Here is an 18,860-nt window from a genome sequence, read left to right on the forward strand (position 1 = left end):
ATTTGGTAGAAGATGATTGCGATGTCTCAGTGCGTTGCTTCTGTAGGGTTAGTAACCTCTCGAAGCCATGCGTTCCAATTCGGTCGAAAATTTCAGGCTGACTTGGATGAGACCGTTGGAACGCTTGCCTAGCGCATGTTGCCGACGATGGACATGAGGCTGTCCATGATCTTTTTCATGACGGTGCTCGCTGTCTCAAACATAGAGTTGCGTTTGCTGATGAGCGACTGCAGCTGGAGTTGGTCCATCTGGCTGGTGTTGTTATTTTCGTCCACAAGCCCCTGAACGGCGTTGATCGCATTTTCTATGTCTGCCTTCGTAGTCGCCTTGGTAAGGGTCCCTTCGGGGTTGTGCTCGTCTTTCAGCCTCACCAAGTTGGCTTGGAAGCTCGATAGATTATTCTCTTCTGATCTGAGCTTGCCTTGTAGAGAATTTATATCGGAACCAGCTCGAGCTAAATCCGCTATGTTTGTAATGGAGTGAAGATTCTTTGTTTTTTCGTCAATTTGAGCTTTGATTTTTTTTATATTGACTTGCGCGAGATTGATGGATGCTTCGCACGCGGGTATTGCTTTAGAGTTATCAATTTTCTTGCTAATACCAGGCGCTAGCCCTGCCGCTTTGAACGCGGCTTCCAGTTCAGTCTTTAGCTTCAGTGCTTCTGCACTTACCTGGGTGTCGCTCTTGGCATCATTCGCAAAGGTATTCTTAACCTTGTTCAGAGTTTGCATGGCCGCGTTGTACAAGGAGGCTTTGGCATTTTTCTCCTTCATTTTTTCCATCTTGCTGGCAAGCTGCTCATCAAACACACTGATGCGATCCATGGTCATGGCCAGAACCGCTGCCTCAAGGTCGAAGCTGGATGAGCGGGCATGCTGTGTGCTGGTAAGTGTGATGGTCGCTGTAGGTGAAACGCTCATAGTGGCTCCTGTTGCAGGGAATTGATGCAATTGATGCTTTAGCTGTAACGTTTGGTGTCTTTGGGGCATCATACGTTTGATCGAAGAAAAAAGCAGGCTTACTCGGGGTGAGTAACATCTCGGCGTGTGGTGTTCCATCCTGAACGAGGATTGGCTGCTCGAGTGGGCATGCACGTACTATTGGAACTAGTTTGCTTTTGTGGTGACTCATCGTGTGCAGGCTGGCATTTTTCATCCTCATCGTTGTCTGGTCCAAATGAACTTCATTGATCCATCCGTTCCTCAATCCACCCCTTTCGAACCCCCACGTGGAGGGGTGGCCGATCGGGGTGCGAACTCGCGCGGCCATATGGGTACAGATCAACTGCAGGTAGAGCTGGATGCGTCGATGCTGAGCGAAGCAGCAGAGGAGATCAGCATGTATTACGCTGAGACTGCTGAATCCAAGCACGTTGCTGAACGAAAGAAAGAGTTGGCTCGGCCACGCTCTCTCATGAGTTCCCAGGCGATCGAAAGCTATATCGAAGACGCAGAAGACGAAGAGAGCGAGGAAGGCGAAGAGGGTTCGCGCAAGCTGAAAAACCTTGTGCAGCAAGTAATGAGCGGCCAAGGCGACCCGGGTGCCCATGCTCGCCATGCCTTCCAGCGGCCTACCTCTCAGTATCTGGCGCTGCAATACGCGTTTCAGCAAGCTGAGCGGGAAGGTGCGTCCGAGCAACTGCTCACTGGCCTACGCGATGCGCTGGATGATCTCGAAATGGAACACGGCCCACGCATACGGGCTGATGTCAACACCATCGAAGTCGCGGCTGAAGGCTCACCCGGGTCAGCGGGGGTGGCGTGGTTTCAGTCAACCTACGTCGATTTGGTTTTGGGTCACGCTACGCTCGCTGGCACACTTCATCTGGTGCTGGATCAGTTTGGGGAGGGCGGTTTGGCGGCAGGAATAGAACGTTTGCAGCGTGCTTTAGGGCACGATCTGGCTGCTGTACGTCCAAGTACTGACGCTGCACATCTGCGCAATCTCGTGCAGGATTTGTATCATCTTGGTGTAGCGACTACGGTTCTCGAAGGCTGCCGAGACTTGCAGGCTCAACTGCACGCAAGGCATGGCATTGGCGCTGAAGATGTTCCTGTGGCACTGATGAAGGATCTGGTCAATCTGAGCAGTGAAACCTGGGTCTCGTCTGATCGTTTCCTGCGGTTGGCGGAGAAAGCTGGAGCGGAGGATGTCGAGCCGCAGATCAACTTTCTGACAGGTGTGAAGGGTTTGCTTAGGGAAATGCCACCCAGAATTTTTATTGATAGCGATCAGCGGCAGAGTGTGATCACCGCGGCGCAGGATGCGCTAGATGCCGCGATCGACCGCGAAGAAGGCTGAAATGGCGAGTTTTGATCAAACCTTGGCGGATTTTGGCCAAGACATTGGAGTGGAAAGCCTGACGCCAGGGCCCTCAGGTTCCGTCCAGTTGCGCTTCGATCATGGGGGAATATTGGGTTTCTTTCAGCAGGGAGCGGACGTGGTGCTCCATTGGGCCGAGCCTGCACCGTACGATGCGCCTGAACTTCTGCTGCGTGCTTTCAAGCGTATCAGTGATCCTCCATACAATGAGCCACCGCTGCAGGCTGGCTTGCGCGGGGTAGATGGAGTCGAAAATCTGGTACTGGTTACTCGTATGCCAGAGCGGGATTGCGGGGCCCGTGAACTGCATCAGATGTCCAGTTGGCTTCGTCAATACGCTGCTGCGTTACGGGGTTAGCAGACCGCTTAAACAGGCCTGTACTGGGGTTTCCCCATGAGGTGGCGTTTAGGGAGTCTCTGCTTAACCCATCTCGGATGCCGGGCGGTGGTCTAGGGATTAGCTGCAAGGCGAGTGTTGCGGTCAAATCCTAAGGCCAGGGCTCAGAACTGAGCCGCAGGGGTTAAACCGAAGCGCGGATCGCCTGCGTTCGGGGGCGCCTAGCTATCTGCTGCCGCGTTGCAATCCTCGCGATACCGTCTGGTATTCCTGAGGATTCGCGCCCTGCACCCCGCCCCGAACTACGGCGCACGCTTTTTGATCGATTTGTGCAGAGCTTCCCTGCAGCAGAATTTCATCCGGCTTTTTTGCATCTACCTCGATTGAGTTGTCCGGCGTTGGAGCACGTTTCGCGAAATGTCCGAACTTTTTAACCTGCGGAGCTATCCTGCCCGACCGGGGGTCATAGATGCTGAGCTTTTCGCCATTTGATCGTCAGGGCAGCTTGAGGATGGAACCTTTGCGTTATTCCTGTTACTTATGAGTATGGAGGTCCACCGTCTAGAGCAAGGCCCCGAGTTTCGAGTTCGCGAAGTTTTTCCATACAGGAGTATTGATATGACACGCTACACCACATTGCTTCAAGACTATGCCCGTCATGTAGGTTTGCCAGTGCAGGAATTCCTGTCTACTCAGGAGTTGGTGATTGCCGGTATCGCCATTGGTTTGGCGCCAGAGGGGGATGAAGATGTCGGAAACGTCACCGTGTTTTCTTCGCTGGGGCGACCTGCACCAGACGTTGAGAGGGAAAAGTTGATGCAGCTGATGCTGGAGGCCAATGGTCTGTGGGTGGGTACGGGCGGGTGCACTTTGGGTCTGCAAGCGGGGACGGGTGCGGTGCTGCTTTGTGTGCGCCTGTCTCTGGCCGTGAGCGATGCGGCCTCCCTGTCTTCAGCCGTGCAAGCCTTCGTGGATGTGGCCTTGCTATGGCAGGAAGTGGTGCAGGGTAAGGTGAAGCCGCAGTTGCCGGTGATCTGACGAAGTTAATCAAATGAGCAATAGCCTATATTTAAACCTGCTGGCTGCTTACGAGCAGCATGCACGACCCGGTGTCGTCAGCATTGATTTGCCCCACACGGAGGAGCTCATCATCCATGGGCGGGCAGTGAGTCTTTCATTCAAGCTCCACGAGAACTCTCCTGAAGACGGCATGGTGATATGCCGCACCGACCTTGCACGGTTCAACGAGAGCCCCGCAGAAGATCTTTGTCGTCTTCTGCTGCAAGCCAATAATCTCTGGGCCGGCACGGGCGGCTCTACTTTGGGCATGCGCGGTGAGGATGTGCTCATCATGAGCCAGGCAAGGCGTATTGGCTCGCTCGACATCACCATGTTCGATGCTCTTCTGGGTGCGCTGTGCGCCGATGCCGATAGTTGGACTGCAAGGCTTACAGCCAAACCTCAGGCAGAGCTTCCGCGGCCGGAAAGCATTTTGCACATGCGCGCGTGAGCGGCCTCCGAATCTCCAATGCTCAAATTTGTTGCAACATGACTCAAGAACGCTACGAAATCGCCTTGGCCGACCTGGCGCAAGACATTGGCCTTGATGGCTCCGCTTTGGCTCAATACGAGGAGCTCGTCATTGATGGCGTGGCCATCGCACTGTCTTATGAGGCGGATGAGATGGGCGGCTCCATGCAAGGGGCCTGCTATGTCGGTACTGACCCTTTGTCTGTGGATGCGTCTTCCAATCTACTGCGTGTGCTCTTGCAAGCGAACACATTGGGCGCTCCCACACTGGGCGCAACACTGGGTTTGCAGCGCTCTGGCCGCCTGGTGCTGTCTCGGCGGGAGCCACTGGATGCCCCACCTGATCGCTTGGCACGCGTGTGGGGTGAGCTTGCAGATGCGTCGGCGCGCTGGGCCATAGCGCTTGAGGAGGGCCTGGAGACACGCGCAAAAGAGCTCGTGCATGGCGAGGGGAACTAGGGTGTGGTCCGTTTTCCTGGATTGCTTGAAGGCTCGGGGGCGTCTGGATCTGTTCCTGTGCGGGGGAGCGCGTGCGTGTCGACGCTAGTGCGAGGCTTCCTATCCACTTAATTATGGCGCTCCATCTTCTATCGCCTACACTTTTTACGTTGCGGCCTAAGTTCCCCCTGGCTTGAGCGAAAAACACATGCGACACTAATCCCGAAGAACCGGAGCAGCTATGGCAGAAAATCATGTTGGTTCCCACATTGCATTTGACCGTGGCATAGACCAGGTCACCTATGCTCGCCTGGGAGAGTCGCAGAGTCTCCCGCAGCGAAGGGAGGAGGCACCTTCGGAACTGGGAGGCCGACCACAGCTGGAGAGCCTGCTTGCTCAGCCTACGCTTGATGGCATGTTGGAGGAGGCCATTCGCCCCAGGCTCGAAAATCGCGATCTGCTGGTGCCCAGCCGCTTTCAGGCGGCCCTCGACAGCGTACACGCGGCGATCTCGGAGAAAGCCGAAAATAACCCGGCTGGTACGGATCAGTTCGGGTCACCCGAAGAAAGACGTGTTCTCCAACGGGCCGTGAGGCTATTGAGCAATGAGCGTGATCTGCGGGGCTTGGTGCAGATGTATCGCAGCGTGCTCTACCAAGGTTGAAAGTGTCATTGGCAGAGATCGCATCACTGCAGAGTGCTTGCTCTCCTGGAAACCTGCGTGATAAATCCCGTGCTTGGGTCTAGGAACAAATGAAACCAGACGCTGTGCCACCATTGCCTGATTTTGGGCGAGCCGATGGAATCTCTTCCACGCAAATCGAGCTGATGGATCTGCTCAGCTACATCTATCTGCGCCACGGCCTGCCCGACAAGGCCGCCGTACTTCTGGCGGCGCGTGACTTGTTGGCACCTGACAATCGAATCACCTTGCTCACTCTGGCGCTCGCGCAGGTGCGTGCGTCCAAGCCGGAGCGTGCGCTGGAAACGCTGGAGCGGCTGGCCATGCTGGGGGCGGTAGATGCCCCTTTTCATCTCGTGCGGGCACAGGCTTTTCAGGCTTTGGGACGTATCGGTGAAGCGGCTGGTGCCATGCGCGCTCACGTGGCTTTGCGCGCCTCCCAGAAAAACGATGTGATGACCACAGTAAACTGAGCGCAATGGCAATCAGCGCTACCAACTCTTCTACCGGCACCCTCGCGCGATTGCAGCGCATTGTGCAGTTGGCTACCAGCCGAAACGACCTGGTATTGGCGTTCTTCCTGGTGGCCGTGATCTTCATGATGATCTTGCCACTGCCCACCTGGTTGGTGGATATGCTGATCGGCACCAACATGACGATCTCCGCCATCTTGCTCATGGTGGCCATGTATTTGCCTTCGCCTCTGGCATTTTCCTCGTTTCCCTCAGTACTGCTGATCACCACGCTGTTTCGTCTGGGCATCTCGATTGCCACCACGCGCTTGATACTGTTGCAGGGCGACGCGGGGCACATCATTACCACCTTTGGCAACTTCGTGGTCGGCGGGAATCTGGTGGTCGGCCTCGTGGTGTTCCTGATTCTGACCATCGTGCAGTTCGTGGTGATTACCAAAGGCGCTGAGCGGGTCGCTGAGGTGGCGGCTCGGTTCTCACTTGATGCCATGCCGGGCAAGCAGATGTCCATCGATGGTGACATGCGGGCAGGCACCATCGATATGGAAGAGGCCAAGCGTCGTCGAGGTATCGTTGAAAAGGAAAGCCAGCTTTATGGAGCCATGGATGGCGCCATGAAATTCGTCAAAGGTGATGCGATTGCTGGCTTGATCATTGTGGCCGTGAACTTGCTTGGCGGCATCATCATCGGCACGATGCAGCGCGGCATGACGGTGGGCGATGCCACCAGAACCTATTCGATCCTCACCATTGGGGATGGCTTGATTGCACAGATTCCCGCTCTGTTCATCGCCATCTGCGCGGGCATGATTGTGACCCGCGTGCAGACTGGGGATGAGCCGTCCAACGTCGGAAAAGACATCGGTTCGCAGGTGTTGGCCCAACCTCGGGCCTTGCTGATCGCTGCGGCTGTGGCGCTCGGGCTGGGTCTGATTCCTGGCATGCCGTTCCCTGTATTTGCCCTACTCGCCGCGGTTATTGGCACGATCGGTTTCGTGCTGATGAGAGGTGTCCGCCGGGTGGTGAACGAGAAAACAGGAGAAATCACCGAGGTGCCAGCCTTGCAGGCCGCTGGCGAGAAACCTCGCAAGGCCAAGAACGATGGAAGCGACGAGTTCTCTCCCACCGTGCCGCTATTGATGGATGTCGCTTCGGGCTTGCAAAACAGCTTTGATGCCGAAGTATTGAACGACGAACTGCTCAAGATTCGCCGCGCACTTTATTTCGATTTGGGGGTGCCTTTTCCGGGCATTCAGCTGCGCTTCAATGAGGCACTTCCCCAGGAGAGCTACAACATTTTGCTTTCGGAGGTTCCTGTGTCTCAGGGGCGGCTGCGGCATGGGTGGCTATTGGTGCGTGAGAAGACGCAAAACCTTGACGCCTTGCAGATCGACTACGAGTCTGATCGCAATTTCCTGCCGCACATTCCAACGCTGTGGGCCAAAGCCCAACTAGCAGAAAGCCTCAGAAGCTCGGGAATCTCGTTCATGGATTCCAGTCAGGTGCTGGCCTATCACCTGGCGTTCGTTCTCAAGAAATACTCTTCAGACTTCATCGGCATTCAAGAAACGCGCTTCTTGCTGGCTTCTATGGAAGCGCGCTTTCCGGATTTGGTCAAGGAGTCGACGCGGGTGCTTCCTATCCAGAAGATCGCTGAAATCTTGCAGCGTTTGGTGTCCGAAGATGTCTCGATCCGCAATTTGCGCGCCATTTTGGAGTCTTTGATCGAGTGGGGTCAGAAGGAAAAGGACTCGGTGCTCCTGACCGAGTATGTGCGCTCCACGCTTAAACGCCAGATCAGCTACAAGCACTCCAGCGGACAGAACGTGCTGCCCGCTTATCTCCTGGCGCCCAGCATAGAAGATCAAGTTCGTGGTGCTATTCGCCAAACCTCTGCAGGTAGCTATCTTTCGCTCGATCCCGCTGTGTCCAAACGCCTGGTCGATAGCATCAAGAAAACGGTGGGTGACATATCCACGAGCGTACAACGGCCCGTACTGCTCACCTCCATGGACATTCGCCGTTACATGCGCAAGATGATCGAGCAGGATTTGTATGAGCTGCCGGTGCTCAGCTATCAGGAGCTGACGCAGGAGATCAATATCCAGCCACTCGCGAGGATAGATTTGTGAAGGCACGGCCCACCCAGGTGCTTAGACTGTGATGCGGGACTCGCTCGCGCTGGAGTTGCGTGTCCTCAACGGTCGGCACGCGGGTGCGTCCACTGCAGCGCGTGATGGCCTCTTGCTGGGGGCAGTAGATGAGTCAGATGTCATTCTCACGGATCTGGATCCCCGAGCAGGTGTGGCCCGCTTGCACTTGCTCGATGGCCAGCATTGGTTGCTTACGCCAGCAGACGAACACCCGACAGAGCACGCCTGGGACAATGCTCCGAAGGTGGGTGAACTGATCCACTGGGGTGGCCTGGCCTTGTGCGTGAGCGCACCACATACCGATTGGCCCCCGCTTCCAGTAACCTACGCCTCGTCGGGTTTCGAGCCTGAGCAAAGCGTGGCTCATGTCGGTGCAGAACCAGATTCGCTTGAGCCGTCGCCTGTGGAACACGTTCAAAAAACCGAGCTTGATGGCGCATTGGGCGCTTCCCTGGATCAACCCAGGCGATCCAAGCTGCGTTCCTCCCTATGGATTGCGGCTGCGGTTTTTTTGATACTTGGATTGCTGGTGCTGGCGGCTTTCGTTTCGGATCGTCCTTCTCTCAAGACCGAAGGGGCAACTGAGCTGACAGTGCCTTCAGCCCCGGATATGACGGCCCAGGCACAAAAGCAAATGCCTGATTTGGCATTGGCTATTGCAAAGCTCGACTCCACGCTGCGACTGCAGCTGACGCCTCAACGAGATGGTCTGGTGAGGGTGAATGGCTGGGTCGAGACCGTGGCTCAGCTTGATCGGCTGGCTGATGCGTTGGGAATGCGGCGCCCAGCTCCTGTGATGCGGGTGCATGTAGCGACAGACGTGCGAACCGAACTGCGCGCCCAACTCGCAGGCAGTTATCCTCAACTCGATTTTTTGCCGGGAGGGCCCGGCGTACTCCGCATTCGAGGCATTGTTCCTAGCGCGGCAGCTCAGCATGAGGCGCTCACCGCGGTAGGGCAGCTCTTGCCTGCCAGGCTTGAACTGGCGGATGAATTGAGTCTGGCCGAGAAGCTGGCACCTGAAGTGCGTGCCGCCTTGGTTACGGCCGGTTTCGCGGATGCCAAAGCCAGCTGGGATGGGCATCAGGTCTTGGCAACACTGTCTTTGAAGGATCTCTCTCGTGCCCGGTTTGAGGACACCTTGGTTGAGTTGGCCAAGCGTTTTCCTGGGCTGCCATTGCGCGTGAACCCAACACTTGTCACCCCAGTCATCCCGGCTATCCAATCTGCCCGATCCAAAGCGCCGTTCCCTATTCTTGGAGTGGTCGGTGGCGAGGTGCCGTACGTCGTATTACCAGGAGGGGGGAAACTACTTCCGGGCGGATCGCACGAAGGATGGCGCTTGCAGGCCATAGATCCCGATGTACTGGTGTTCGACTCGCCTCGAAGATTGGTGGTCACCAGATGATGTGTCTCGTTCTTAAAATTTCTCCTTTTCAAGCCATGCTTAGATCCAATAAGGCTTCTTTGGCGGATCGCTGCCGTGCTTGCTTCTACCTGTCCCTGGAGCCTTTGCATGTCTGATGACGCTCATTTCTCCAAGCCACAAAGAATCTGCGCACCGGGCAGGGCGCAGGACTTGGTCTCTCTGGGGCCATTAAGTGAACTGGAGACAGCGCTGACCGGTGAACCAGAACAAGTGCGAGCAGCTCTGTTACTGGCGGGTGAGCGCATTGATGCATTGGCGCAACGGGCGCGTCAGGCTATAGGCCGAGGTGTCCCGTCTGCTGAATTCGCCCAACTGAGTGCAATCCTGAAAGCATGTGAAAGTGCTCGAGAAATTCTTGACGCCGCTGCACCGACTGGCCGCCATAGTGCGAGAATGCATTTAAGTTAAGTTTTCGATCGTTTTCTTCAAGAGGATCTCATGGCAACTTCAACCAGCGGAATCAATTTTTCCTTTCTCTCTGAAACCATGGGTTCGGTATTGACCAACGCCGAAACCGCGCTGTCCTCAAGAGTTGCCAACATGGGTCCAAATCCGACCCAAGCTGATTTACTTGAAATGCAAGTCGGTTTGCAAAAGTGGACGATGATGATTCAGCTGCAAAGCACGCTGAACAAGGAATTGGGAGATGCGCTGAAAGGCGTCATCCAAAAGGCTTCCTGATCTCCCATCTAACCGGAACGAAGCTCCATGGCGTTATGCCGTTTGCCCACTAGACGCGCGTCGGTCATTTGTACCAAAGGGCCTGTGCCGTGAGTTCCTTTGGCGCGATTCTCAGTTCTCTTGGCGAAAAGCTAGGTATTCCCGGGTTAGTGTTTGACCGGGAAGGATGCTGCCGTTTGGTGTTTGATGGTCAAAGATTGTTTGAGTTGCGCGTATCAAGCGCGCAACGAAGAATGCTCTTGAGTGCCCGTGTCGGTGGCGCAGGGGCGATTTGGCCCACAGGGTCGGAGAGGTTGCTGATGCAAGCCAATCTGTGGGGTGGTGGCGCAGGTGGCGGCTGGTTCTCGATTGATGAGCGTGGGCAATTCTGTCTTCAGCACGAGGTGGCGTTGAACCCTGACAGTGATGCACAACTGTTGGCAAAGATTGAGGGCATGCTCAACAGCCTGGAGCTTTGGGAACGGCGGCTTTCAGAGGAGAGTCCTCGCGCGTCAACCCAAGCCATACCCCGTACGATCCAGAGAGTCTGACGGTTTGCTCTTTGCGAAACAACTCCTCAGCGACTGTCGGAGGTCCGTTTCCGATTCAAATACGTATTCACGAACTCGTGAAGGCATTGCAAACTTTAGTAGGGGTAGGGGCCCCTATAGCGATAGCCGCTACCCGCGGTCATGCATCAAAGCGGGCGATCGCCTGTTCGCGTGTCTCGACGACATTCAAGATGTTCAAAAAGCCACTGATGTCGAAAATCTCGCGCACCTGGGGTTGCATGCCAAACAGCACCATATGGCCACCCTCGGGCTTAAGGCGTTTGGCCGTGACCAACACTACTCGCAGGCCTGCACTGGAGATGTAGTCCAGATTGGTAAAGTCCAACACCAACTTACGATCGCCTTGGGTGATCAACCCTAAGATGTCATTTTCTGCACTAGCGGCATTACCGCTATTGAGCTGGCCTGTGAAGCTCACGAGGCGAGCATTGGCGAGGGCTTCATGGGCAATCATCGATAAGTGCTTGAATGGATGTACCGCTGGCGGCAACATACCGCTTCTTAGTGCAATGATACCCCGCAGGGGAGAAGTTGCAGTTTGTCAGTGATGAACTCACCCAGTCTTGGTCTATCAACGCATGCGCTTGAGATCAAGCCGCGGCTGGACCAGATCGGCGTGGCGCTGGATTGGCTTCGTGGATTGGCTACGCTGGATCAATGGCCTCAGCGCGCAGCGTTCGGGCTTATTTTGAGTGCCGACGAGGCATTGACCAATATCGTTACCTACTCGTTTAGTGAGCCGGCGGATGAGGCAGCTTCGATCTGGCTGTTTTGCAAGCACTCGTCCAAAGAGGTCGCGTTACGCATTGAGGACGAAGGTGCATTTTTTGATCCCACTGGCGCTCTTCTTGGGTCACACCCGAAATCGATTGAGGATGCCCTGCCAGGTGGGCATGGTTTGCGCTTGATGCGCCACTATTTGAAATCAATCCACTATGCCCGGGAGGGCACACGCAATGTGTTGACGTTGGTAGTGGATATTGAAATGGCAACCTGAGGACGAGCTCCTCCTGCTTTGAAATGCTGGCTCATACCCAAAGCAGTCTCTTGGGAGACCTTGTTCGCGTTTCAGCGCGATAAGTTCAATGCTTCTTTCAACCAGCGTTCGGCGTCACGGTAGGTGATGGGCGAAGCACCGTTCGATTGGGCTTCCGCAAATTTCTGATCGAGAAACTGGTCAACCCGTGCGAGCGCGTCTTTCTGAAGACCGCTAGAGAGGCCTGCTTCTGTGGCGATCCGTTTGAACTCAGGTCCTCCCGAAGCCGCGGAAAACTGCAACCGAGTAAAAAAATCAACTCCGGACAATGCCTGTTGACCGTGCTGCGCCATTTCTATGGCGTGCGTCACTGTGCGCGACGACAAAGGTTGACCAGGATCGGGGTGCAAATCAAGCTCGCGAGCCACAGCCCGGCTGATGCCAGCGGAAAACGACTGCCCCAGGGCATGGACAAATGCTGAGGTGGTGTCTACCTGATCACTTCCTGGGCTAACCCAAGCCACTTTTCGTCCGCTACCCGGGAGCACACCAGTGCCTTGAACTTGCCATTGCTCGCCGTCCAATGTGAGTTGAACGGCGTCGTGCTGCTGCGCCGCAGATCGAAACGCGTCAAGGGGAGGTGCGATTCGTCCGTACGCTGAGGAGGATTGTTCGATAGTCACGGGGGATTCTCTTCCAGTGAATGAGCTGAGGTATGTCTGATATTAGGTGAGTAACGGTGCAGCCCTGATGGTTCCGCTTTTTCGTTTTGCACGTCTGTTTTTTCTCTCATCTCTAGAAAAAACTTTCGTCTTAACGGATTTTGCTGATGTTTCTGTCACACTGAGGGCATAGGATGCGCCAAAGATGTGGAATTTATCGCTTGCTCCGGTACATTTTTCGTCATCCTTATAGGAGTCGATGTTGGTGACAAGGATGCGATAGCGATGTCATTTGAACACAACAATGATGCGGATGGCGTTGACGCCGAAGTTCTGTTCCGTGACCTCGTTAAAGAGCATTGGACACGATTACACCGTTTCATCATCAAAAATATTGGGCATCACGACGATGCCGAAGATCTGACTCAGCAAGCATTTTCTGAGGCCGTCCGCTCGTTTGAGCACTTTCGTGGCGAATCTGAATTATCGACCTGGCTTTACGGGATTGCGATGAATCTGGTTCGCAATTATCTTTCGCGAGCCCCTCGCCGAAGGTATGAGTTCACAGACGATTCCGAATTGGAGTTTACGCCGTCTAAGGAGCTTAATCCAGAAGAGTATGTTGAGCAAACTCAGCAACTGAGTGCACTTGCTGAAGCTCTTGAGGAGCTACCGCCGAGGATGCGGGAAGTTTTGTTGATGGTCGCGGTTGATGAGCTTTCCTACGAGGATGCGGCTGTTTTGCTCACCGTGCCAGTGGGTACGGTTCGTAGTCGATTATCTCGGGCTCGAACAGCTTTGCGGTCACAACTTGAGGGCCGTGGGGTTGATCTGGATTTTCTGAAGTAATTAAATGTCCTTTGCCCGGGCAGTAGCAATGAACCTTTGGGATGCGGACAGCGAGTCTCTGGGGGCGCTCAAGGTCAAGCTGTTGACCACGGAAGATATCCCTGCGCTCGTTGGATTGCGAAATGAAGTACTTGCGGGACTAGGAAATGTTGATCTGTATTCGCGTGAGCCGGACGAGTCAGCATTTGTACGCTCTTATATTGGAACGACGGGGCAGGGCGAGACACTCGGTGTTTTCAACGGCAACCGGCTCGTAGCATACGGAATGCTCGGTTTTCCTGATCGCAACGACGCCGCAAACCTGGGTTGCTATTTCCACCAGGAGAAGGCTGAGCTTGCTCGCACAGGAGAGTTGGTGAGTTGCATGGTGAGCGAACCCTACCGAGGTCGACGCCTGCAGCGAGTGCTTGTGGAGAGGCGCCTTGCGCTAGCCCGATCCCGAGGACGGGATTTTTGCGTCGCTATGGCCTCTTTGCATAACCATGCCAGCCGGCGCAACCTCATGCGTGAAGGTTTTCGAATTGGATGGGTCGGGGAGTTGTCTGGTTTGAGGCGACATCTCCTGGCTATAGACCTCGCCAAATCCTGGGCTGCAGATGATGGCCCCACCCTAAGCATCGATGCCAACGACTGGGAGCGCCAGCGTGAGCTGACGCAACAAGGTTGGTGGGGTGTGGATTCGACTCAGATTTCTGCCGAGCAAACCAGACTTGTATTTGCAAAGCACCCATAGCCAAGCTATGGGCGCGAAGGCGCAACTGCGATGACCCGGTCTTTCGTGCCTGCCGCGAGGGTCCAGGCGGGCGCGCTGGCTCTTCCAGCTGCCCCCGTTTCTGAAACCAGCCTACCGTAGCGCTGCAGCGGGCAACTCCTGCCCCTGCACAGAAGCTGAGCGGCGCCGACGACTGAGTTTGGCAGGATTACCACTAGGCTTGGAAGAGGTCGCATTGGCCGCATCTACGCGTTGGCGAATATGGGCCAGTGCTTCTTCCACCTGATCGATCAGTATCAGGCATAGATCGCCTTTTTCCAGCATTTGCAAGGCGGTGTCGATAGCCAGGAACTCGCCGTGGATTTCTTCGACGCGTTTGGTGCGCGGTGCTCCCACCAAACCTTCACGCAATAAAGAAAGCACTTCGCCATCAGAGCGACCGCGCTGGCAAGCGTCCTGATAAAGGATGACATCGTCAAAGGCGGCGCCCAGAAGCCGGGTTTGACCGCGAATGTCCTCATCACGGCGGTCTCCCGCGCCGCTGATCACCGCCGAGCGCCGGCGAGATGGCATGTTTTCCACGCCTGCGACCAAGGCAGCGATGGCATCGGGGTTGTGGCCGTAATCTGCGATCAGGGTTGCGCCGCGATAGTCGAATATGTTGAAGCGCCCTGGCACACCATGAAGGTCGCTGATGAAACTGGCCAAGCCTTTTTGTATGGCTTCCCAAGATACATTGACGGCCCAGGCTGCAGCCACGGAAGCCATGGTGTTTTCGACTTGAAAGCCGATCTGGCCTTTGCGTGTGATCGGTACTCGGGCGAGAGGCAGCCGTTTTTCGAACCGGCCTTCGGCGCATACGATATCCCCGTTCTCGATGAACACCACACGTCGGCCTTGGGCTCGGTGCGTATCGAGGACCGGGTGAGAGCCATCTTGCGCGAAAAAGGTGACAGAACCTGGGCAATGCCGGGCCATGGCTGCCACGGCAGGATCAGCGGCGTTAAGTACCGCCATCCCGCTGGTGGACACATTCTTCACGATCACGCGCTTCAGGACAGTCAGGTCTTCCAACGTCGTGATGTAGTTCAAGCCCAGATGGTCGCCGGCACCCATGTTGGTGACAATGGCCACTTGGCATTGATCAAACGCCAGGCCTTCGCGCAGCAAGCCACCACGCGCGGTTTCCAGCACGGCGGCATCTACATCGGGGTGCATCAGCACATTACGTGCGCTGCGTGGCCCTGAGCAATCGCCGGAGTCAATCTGCCGGCCGTTGACATACACACCATCGGTGTTGGTCATGCCCACACGCAGGCCCTGCGCTTTGAGCAGATGCGCGGTGAGACGTACGGTCGTGGTTTTGCCATTGGTTCCGGTCACCGCTATCACGGGAATGCGGCCATTGTCGCCATCCGGATACATGTGGGCCATCACAGCTTCGCCCACATCACGGCCTTTGCCGAAGGAGGGGCTGATGTGCATGCGCAGGCCGGGAGCGGCGTTAACTTCAACGATGCCGCCGTTCTGCTCTTCAAGTGGTTTGATGACTGTTTCGCAGACAACATCGACGCCGCAGATGTCCAGGCCGGTCATCTGCGCGGCTTCGATGGCCCGCGCGGCCACTTCTGGGTGCACGCTGTCAGTCACATCGGTGGCCGTGCCGCCGGTGGATAGATTGGCATTGGCGCGAAGCACCACACGTTGACCCTTGGCGGGAATCGACTCAGGGTTAAGGTTTTGGGTTGCTAGCCGGGCTTCGGCAATGGTGTCGAAGCGGATTTTGGTGAGCGAGGAAGCATGGCCGTCGCCACGGCGAGGATCCTTGTTCACTTCGTCCACCAGCTGGCGCACGGTTTGCACGCCATCACCAATGACCAGCGGTGGATCGCGCCGGGCAGCAGCTACCAATTTATTGCCAACCACCAGCAGGCGGAAATCGTGGCCTGGCAGGTAGCTCTCCACCATCACGCCGCCGTACTTGGCGGCTGCATCGTAGGCGATGTTGAAGTGAGCGCGGTCAGAAACACCGACTGTGACGCCTTTGCCCTGGTTGCCGTCTTGCGGTTTCACCACGATCGGCAGACCCAGTTCCAGTGCAGCAGCCCAGCCGTCATCTGCATCAGAAACGGGGCGGCCCATGGGTACGGGAACCCCGGCGGCATGCAGCAGCTTCTTGGTCAGATCCTTGTCTTGGGCAATGGATTCTGCAATGGCGCTGGTGCGGTCAACTTCCGCGGCCTGGATACGGCGCTGTTTACTGCCCCAGCCCAACTGAACCAGGCTGCCGCTGGTGAGCCGGCGGAAAGGAATGCCGCGCATCACCGCAGCGTCAACAATGGCGCCGGTGGAGGGGCCAAGGCGTTTGTCTTCGTCGAGTTCGCGCAGTTCAGCCAGTGCACCATTGACGTCGAACTGGCCCCCCTCCATGGCGGCCTGGCACAGCGCCTGAGCTTTCTCAAACGCTGCCTTGCCCACGGATTCCTCGGTGTATTGCACCACTACCTGGAACACGCCTGGTTGCTCAGTGGCGGTGGTGCGGCTGAAGGTGACAGGGCAACCTGCATTGGCCTGCAGCGCCAAGGCGGTCAGCTCAACGGCATGCGCCATCGAGATGGGCACGCTTGGCTTATTGGCATGGAGGCCTCCCACGGACGGGAAGAGCTCTCGCAGGCGCTTTTCAAAGTCGGGGGCGGTGCGGAGATTGCACTCACCCTCGTCGCAGGTGACGACGGCCTCAATGGCCGTATGGCGGCTCCACAGGTTGGGGCCGCGCAGTGCACGTATGCGAGTGACTTGCATAGAAATACTTTCTTCTGCTGGAAAAAATGAATGAGCCGGGTTGGTATGGATTACTGCAGGACGACTTGAGGTGCCCGCGAAGGCTCCCCATACCGCTGCAAACCACCGCGAATGAGTTCGGCAGATAAGCCAAGTGCCCAAGCACTGGCCACTGCAGCCAATACACAGGCGCGAGCGTCGCCTGCTTGGGCCTGCATCAGTGCAGAGAATGCCGGTGCCGAAAGGTCTACCAAGGGCATTTCATCGGCACCTGTGGCCAGGACGACAGTGAAGCCGCGTGCGAATACCGCCCGGCCTTTGCTGCTTCTATGTCCGGTGACGGCGGGATTGCGCTCATCAAGGCTGTACAAGATGACTTCACCGTCGCAAAGGTCGGCGAGATCCAGCGCTCCGGCGTCGTCTGCATTCAGCACTGCGGCGCCGCTCGGCAGAACCACGTCAATCTGAGTGCGAACGATGTTCGGAATTTGTTCGGCGTCGCGAATGTAGAACTCCTCCAGGCCCTGGATGGAGGGCATGGCGGTGACCACCCCAACCGAGCAGCGGTCGTAGGGGAGGCCTTCGGAGAGGATGTGGCGGGCTGAAGTTTCCAGCACCACTGCCTGCACCGTGCGGTTAATCAGCATGCGCTCGCCGGCTTCCCAGCCCAATGCACTGCCTTTGGCAAGCTGGCGTTGGCCAAGGTAGAGGCCATCTTGGCAAGCCAGCGCGGTGACGCGGCCGTCCAGTTGCAACAGCCATGACACCAAGTGGGCAGTCAGTACGTCTCCCTGCTGTCCGACGATGCCGACAATAGGAATACGCCCGGAATCTGATGTCGGGAAAAGATGCTTCACGATGGCTTCGCCCACCGGTTGCGCACGGCCGACCGCAGGCTTCAGGTGCATCAGCAGACCGGGTCCCGCATTGACTTCAACAATGGCGCCGCCCTGAGGTCCGAGGGGCTTTTCAATATCTTCGACCACGAGATCAATGCCGGCAATGTCCAAGCCGACCACCCGAGCGGCCAGAGCCACCTGATGCGCGACATCTGGGTGCACCCGGTCCGTGACGTCGTTGGCCATGTTGCCGGTACGCTCGACCACAGCACTACGGCCAATCGGCAATATGCTGTCAGCCTTCAGACCTTGACGAGCCAGTTCGAGCTGAGTAACTGGGTTTTCATACACCCGAACAGTGTCTAGCGGCAGATGCTCTTCAGGGCCGCGCCGTGGATCAGAGTTGACTTGCGACTCAATCAACTGCGCCACCGTGGAGCGCCCATCGCCGCTGACGCGTGTGATTTCACCTCGGGTGGCCGCAACCACCTTGCCGCCCACCACCAGCAGACGGTGCTCCTGGCCGGGGATGAAACTCTCGACCATGACTTCGGAGCCTTCTTTTTCAGCTGCAGCGAAAGCTTCTTCGACTTCCTGTTGTGTATTGAGGTTCAGCGAAACTCCGCGAGCATGGTTGCCATCCGTGGGTTTGACAACCACCGGCAGGCCAATGCTTTCGGCGGCTTCCCAGGCTTCAGCGGCGCTCTCGACCGTGCGGCCTTCGGGCACTGGCACGCCGCAGGCGGCCAGCAGCTCTTTGGTGAGATCCTTATCGCGTGAGATGCCCTCGGCGATAGCGCTGGTGCGGTCGGTTTCTGCAGTCCAGATGCGACGCTGCGCGGCGCCATGGCCCAATTGCACCAGGTTGCCCTCGTTCAACCGGATGAACGGAATGCCGCGCTCGCCTGCCGCATCGACCATGGAGGCTGTGCTGGGGCCCAGGCAAATACGGTCCACCATATCAGTGAGGCGGGCGACGGTGGTGGCCACGTCGTAGGGGCGGTCGTTGATGGCGGCCATCACCAGATCCCGCGCAGATTCCAGGGCGCTCTTGCCAATGGTCTCATCACGGCTGCGGAAGGCGACCTTGTACACGCCGTGCTCAGGCGTCATGCGCGCCTTGCCGAAACCCGTTTTCATGCCGGCCTGGGTTTGCAGCTCCAAAGCCACGTGCTCCAGGATGTGGCCTGGCCAAGTGCCATCGCGCAGACGCATCAGGAACCCACCGCGGCGGCCCACGCTGCAGCGGTGTTCAATCAGGCCCGGTAGCCAGGCGGTCAGGCGCTCATAGAAACCTGGCAGGGTGTTCGACGGGTGGTCTTCCAGCACGCCGATATCCACAATGGCTTCTATGACCGGGCGGTAGGTCCAGATGTTGGGCCCGCGCAAATAAGCTACGCGGCGGATCACCATGTCGGGAAACACCGTCACGGGGAGCGGGGCGC

General features: G+C 56.8%; 20 protein-coding genes. 15 read left to right on the forward strand and 5 right to left on the reverse strand.

The features are described 5' to 3' along the window. Positions 1 to 128: 128 nt before the first annotated feature. The gene (locus tag G518_RS37340; RefSeq protein ID WP_036596334.1) at positions 129 to 920 is read right to left on the reverse strand and encodes a hypothetical protein; all 792 of its coding nucleotides are present in this window, start codon (positions 918 to 920) and stop codon (positions 129 to 131) included. A gap of 256 nt (positions 921 to 1,176) precedes the next feature. Between G518_RS37340 and sctW the strand changes: the two genes are divergently transcribed. The 12 genes from sctW (at position 1,177) to G518_RS39635 (ending at position 10,575) form a co-directional block, all read left to right on the forward strand. Beyond that, complete coding sequence (sctW, locus tag G518_RS37345; RefSeq protein WP_051237489.1) at positions 1,177 to 2,301, forward strand: type III secretion system gatekeeper subunit SctW; 1,125 nt, start codon at positions 1,177 to 1,179, stop codon at positions 2,299 to 2,301. Position 2,302: 1 nt separating this feature from the next. Continuing rightward, on the forward strand, positions 2,303 to 2,680 hold the full coding sequence (locus G518_RS38860; protein WP_051237490.1) for a type III secretion system chaperone family protein: 378 nt from the start codon (positions 2,303 to 2,305) through the stop codon (positions 2,678 to 2,680). A 597-nt stretch (positions 2,681 to 3,277) separates the two neighbouring features. Next, positions 3,278 to 3,697 (forward strand): type III secretion system chaperone, encoded by a 420-nt coding sequence (locus tag G518_RS0127840; RefSeq protein WP_028605266.1) that lies wholly within the window; start codon positions 3,278 to 3,280, stop codon positions 3,695 to 3,697. A gap of 13 nt (positions 3,698 to 3,710) precedes the next feature. Next, positions 3,711 to 4,169 (forward strand): type III secretion system chaperone, encoded by a 459-nt coding sequence (locus G518_RS0127845; protein WP_028605267.1) that lies wholly within the window; start codon positions 3,711 to 3,713, stop codon positions 4,167 to 4,169. A gap of 38 nt (positions 4,170 to 4,207) precedes the next feature. Then, positions 4,208 to 4,648 (forward strand): type III secretion system chaperone, encoded by a 441-nt coding sequence (locus G518_RS0127850; RefSeq protein ID WP_028605268.1) that lies wholly within the window; start codon positions 4,208 to 4,210, stop codon positions 4,646 to 4,648. Positions 4,649 to 4,868: 220 nt separating this feature from the next. Beyond that, on the forward strand, positions 4,869 to 5,291 hold the full coding sequence (gene sctX, locus G518_RS0127855) for a type III secretion apparatus assembly protein SctX (RefSeq protein ID WP_028605269.1): 423 nt from the start codon (positions 4,869 to 4,871) through the stop codon (positions 5,289 to 5,291). A gap of 89 nt (positions 5,292 to 5,380) precedes the next feature. Further along, positions 5,381 to 5,782 carry a type III secretion apparatus assembly chaperone SctY gene (gene sctY / locus G518_RS0127860; RefSeq protein WP_245598145.1) on the forward strand — a complete coding sequence of 134 codons (402 nt, stop codon included), beginning with the start codon at positions 5,381 to 5,383 and terminating at the stop codon, positions 5,780 to 5,782. Positions 5,783 to 5,787: 5 nt separating this feature from the next. Beyond that, positions 5,788 to 7,914 carry a type III secretion system export apparatus subunit SctV gene (sctV, locus tag G518_RS0127865; protein ID WP_051237491.1) on the forward strand — a complete coding sequence of 709 codons (2,127 nt, stop codon included), beginning with the start codon at positions 5,788 to 5,790 and terminating at the stop codon, positions 7,912 to 7,914. Positions 7,915 to 7,945: 31 nt separating this feature from the next. Continuing rightward, the gene (sctD, locus tag G518_RS0127870) at positions 7,946 to 9,343 is read left to right on the forward strand and encodes a type III secretion system inner membrane ring subunit SctD (protein ID WP_028605272.1); all 1,398 of its coding nucleotides are present in this window, start codon (positions 7,946 to 7,948) and stop codon (positions 9,341 to 9,343) included. A 108-nt stretch (positions 9,344 to 9,451) separates the two neighbouring features. Then, entirely contained in the window at positions 9,452 to 9,772 is a 321-nt protein-coding gene (locus G518_RS40230) for a hypothetical protein (protein WP_156909569.1), read from the forward strand. A 30-nt stretch (positions 9,773 to 9,802) separates the two neighbouring features. Beyond that, positions 9,803 to 10,045 (forward strand): EscF/YscF/HrpA family type III secretion system needle major subunit, encoded by a 243-nt coding sequence (locus G518_RS0127875; protein WP_028605273.1) that lies wholly within the window; start codon positions 9,803 to 9,805, stop codon positions 10,043 to 10,045. Positions 10,046 to 10,134: 89 nt separating this feature from the next. Further along, positions 10,135 to 10,575 carry a type III secretion system chaperone gene (locus G518_RS39635; protein WP_169458019.1) on the forward strand — a complete coding sequence of 147 codons (441 nt, stop codon included), beginning with the start codon at positions 10,135 to 10,137 and terminating at the stop codon, positions 10,573 to 10,575. A 139-nt stretch (positions 10,576 to 10,714) separates the two neighbouring features. Here the strand turns inward: G518_RS39635 and G518_RS0127885 are convergent, their stop codons facing one another. Continuing rightward, on the reverse strand, positions 10,715 to 11,050 hold the full coding sequence (locus tag G518_RS0127885; RefSeq protein WP_028605275.1) for an STAS domain-containing protein: 336 nt from the start codon (positions 11,048 to 11,050) through the stop codon (positions 10,715 to 10,717). Positions 11,051 to 11,143: 93 nt separating this feature from the next. Here G518_RS0127885 and G518_RS0127890 point away from each other — a divergent pair, with 93 nt between their 5' ends. Further along, positions 11,144 to 11,593: an ATP-binding protein gene (locus G518_RS0127890; protein WP_051237492.1), complete on the forward strand. Its 450-nt coding sequence runs from the start codon at positions 11,144 to 11,146 to the stop codon at positions 11,591 to 11,593. 71 nt (positions 11,594 to 11,664) lie between these two features. On the opposite strand, the gene G518_RS37360 is transcribed toward G518_RS0127890, so the two are convergent. Further along, positions 11,665 to 12,255: a BspR family type III secretion system anti-sigma factor gene (locus G518_RS37360; RefSeq protein WP_036596340.1), complete on the reverse strand. Its 591-nt coding sequence runs from the start codon at positions 12,253 to 12,255 to the stop codon at positions 11,665 to 11,667. Between the two features lie 186 nt (positions 12,256 to 12,441). Between G518_RS37360 and G518_RS0127900 the strand changes: the two genes are divergently transcribed. Together G518_RS0127900 and G518_RS0127905 are read left to right on the forward strand one after the other, a co-directional pair. After that, the gene (locus G518_RS0127900; protein ID WP_245598146.1) at positions 12,442 to 13,083 is read left to right on the forward strand and encodes an RNA polymerase sigma factor; all 642 of its coding nucleotides are present in this window, start codon (positions 12,442 to 12,444) and stop codon (positions 13,081 to 13,083) included. Between the two features lie 4 nt (positions 13,084 to 13,087). Beyond that, positions 13,088 to 13,816, forward strand: coding sequence for a GNAT family N-acetyltransferase (locus tag G518_RS0127905; RefSeq protein ID WP_156909570.1), 729 nt, complete (start codon positions 13,088 to 13,090; stop codon positions 13,814 to 13,816). Between the two features lie 111 nt (positions 13,817 to 13,927). Here G518_RS0127905 and cphA read toward each other — a convergent pair whose 3' ends face one another. Beyond that, on the reverse strand, positions 13,928 to 16,597 hold the full coding sequence (cphA, locus tag G518_RS37365; protein ID WP_084652350.1) for a cyanophycin synthetase: 2,670 nt from the start codon (positions 16,595 to 16,597) through the stop codon (positions 13,928 to 13,930). A gap of 50 nt (positions 16,598 to 16,647) precedes the next feature. Continuing rightward, entirely contained in the window at positions 16,648 to 18,828 is a 2,181-nt protein-coding gene (locus G518_RS0127915; protein ID WP_036596505.1) for a cyanophycin synthetase, read from the reverse strand. Positions 18,829 to 18,860 lie beyond the last annotated feature (32 nt).

It is taken from the genome of Ottowia thiooxydans DSM 14619, from assembly GCF_000422885.1.
Taxonomy (GTDB): Bacteria; Pseudomonadota; Gammaproteobacteria; order Burkholderiales; family Burkholderiaceae_C; genus Ottowia; species Ottowia thiooxydans.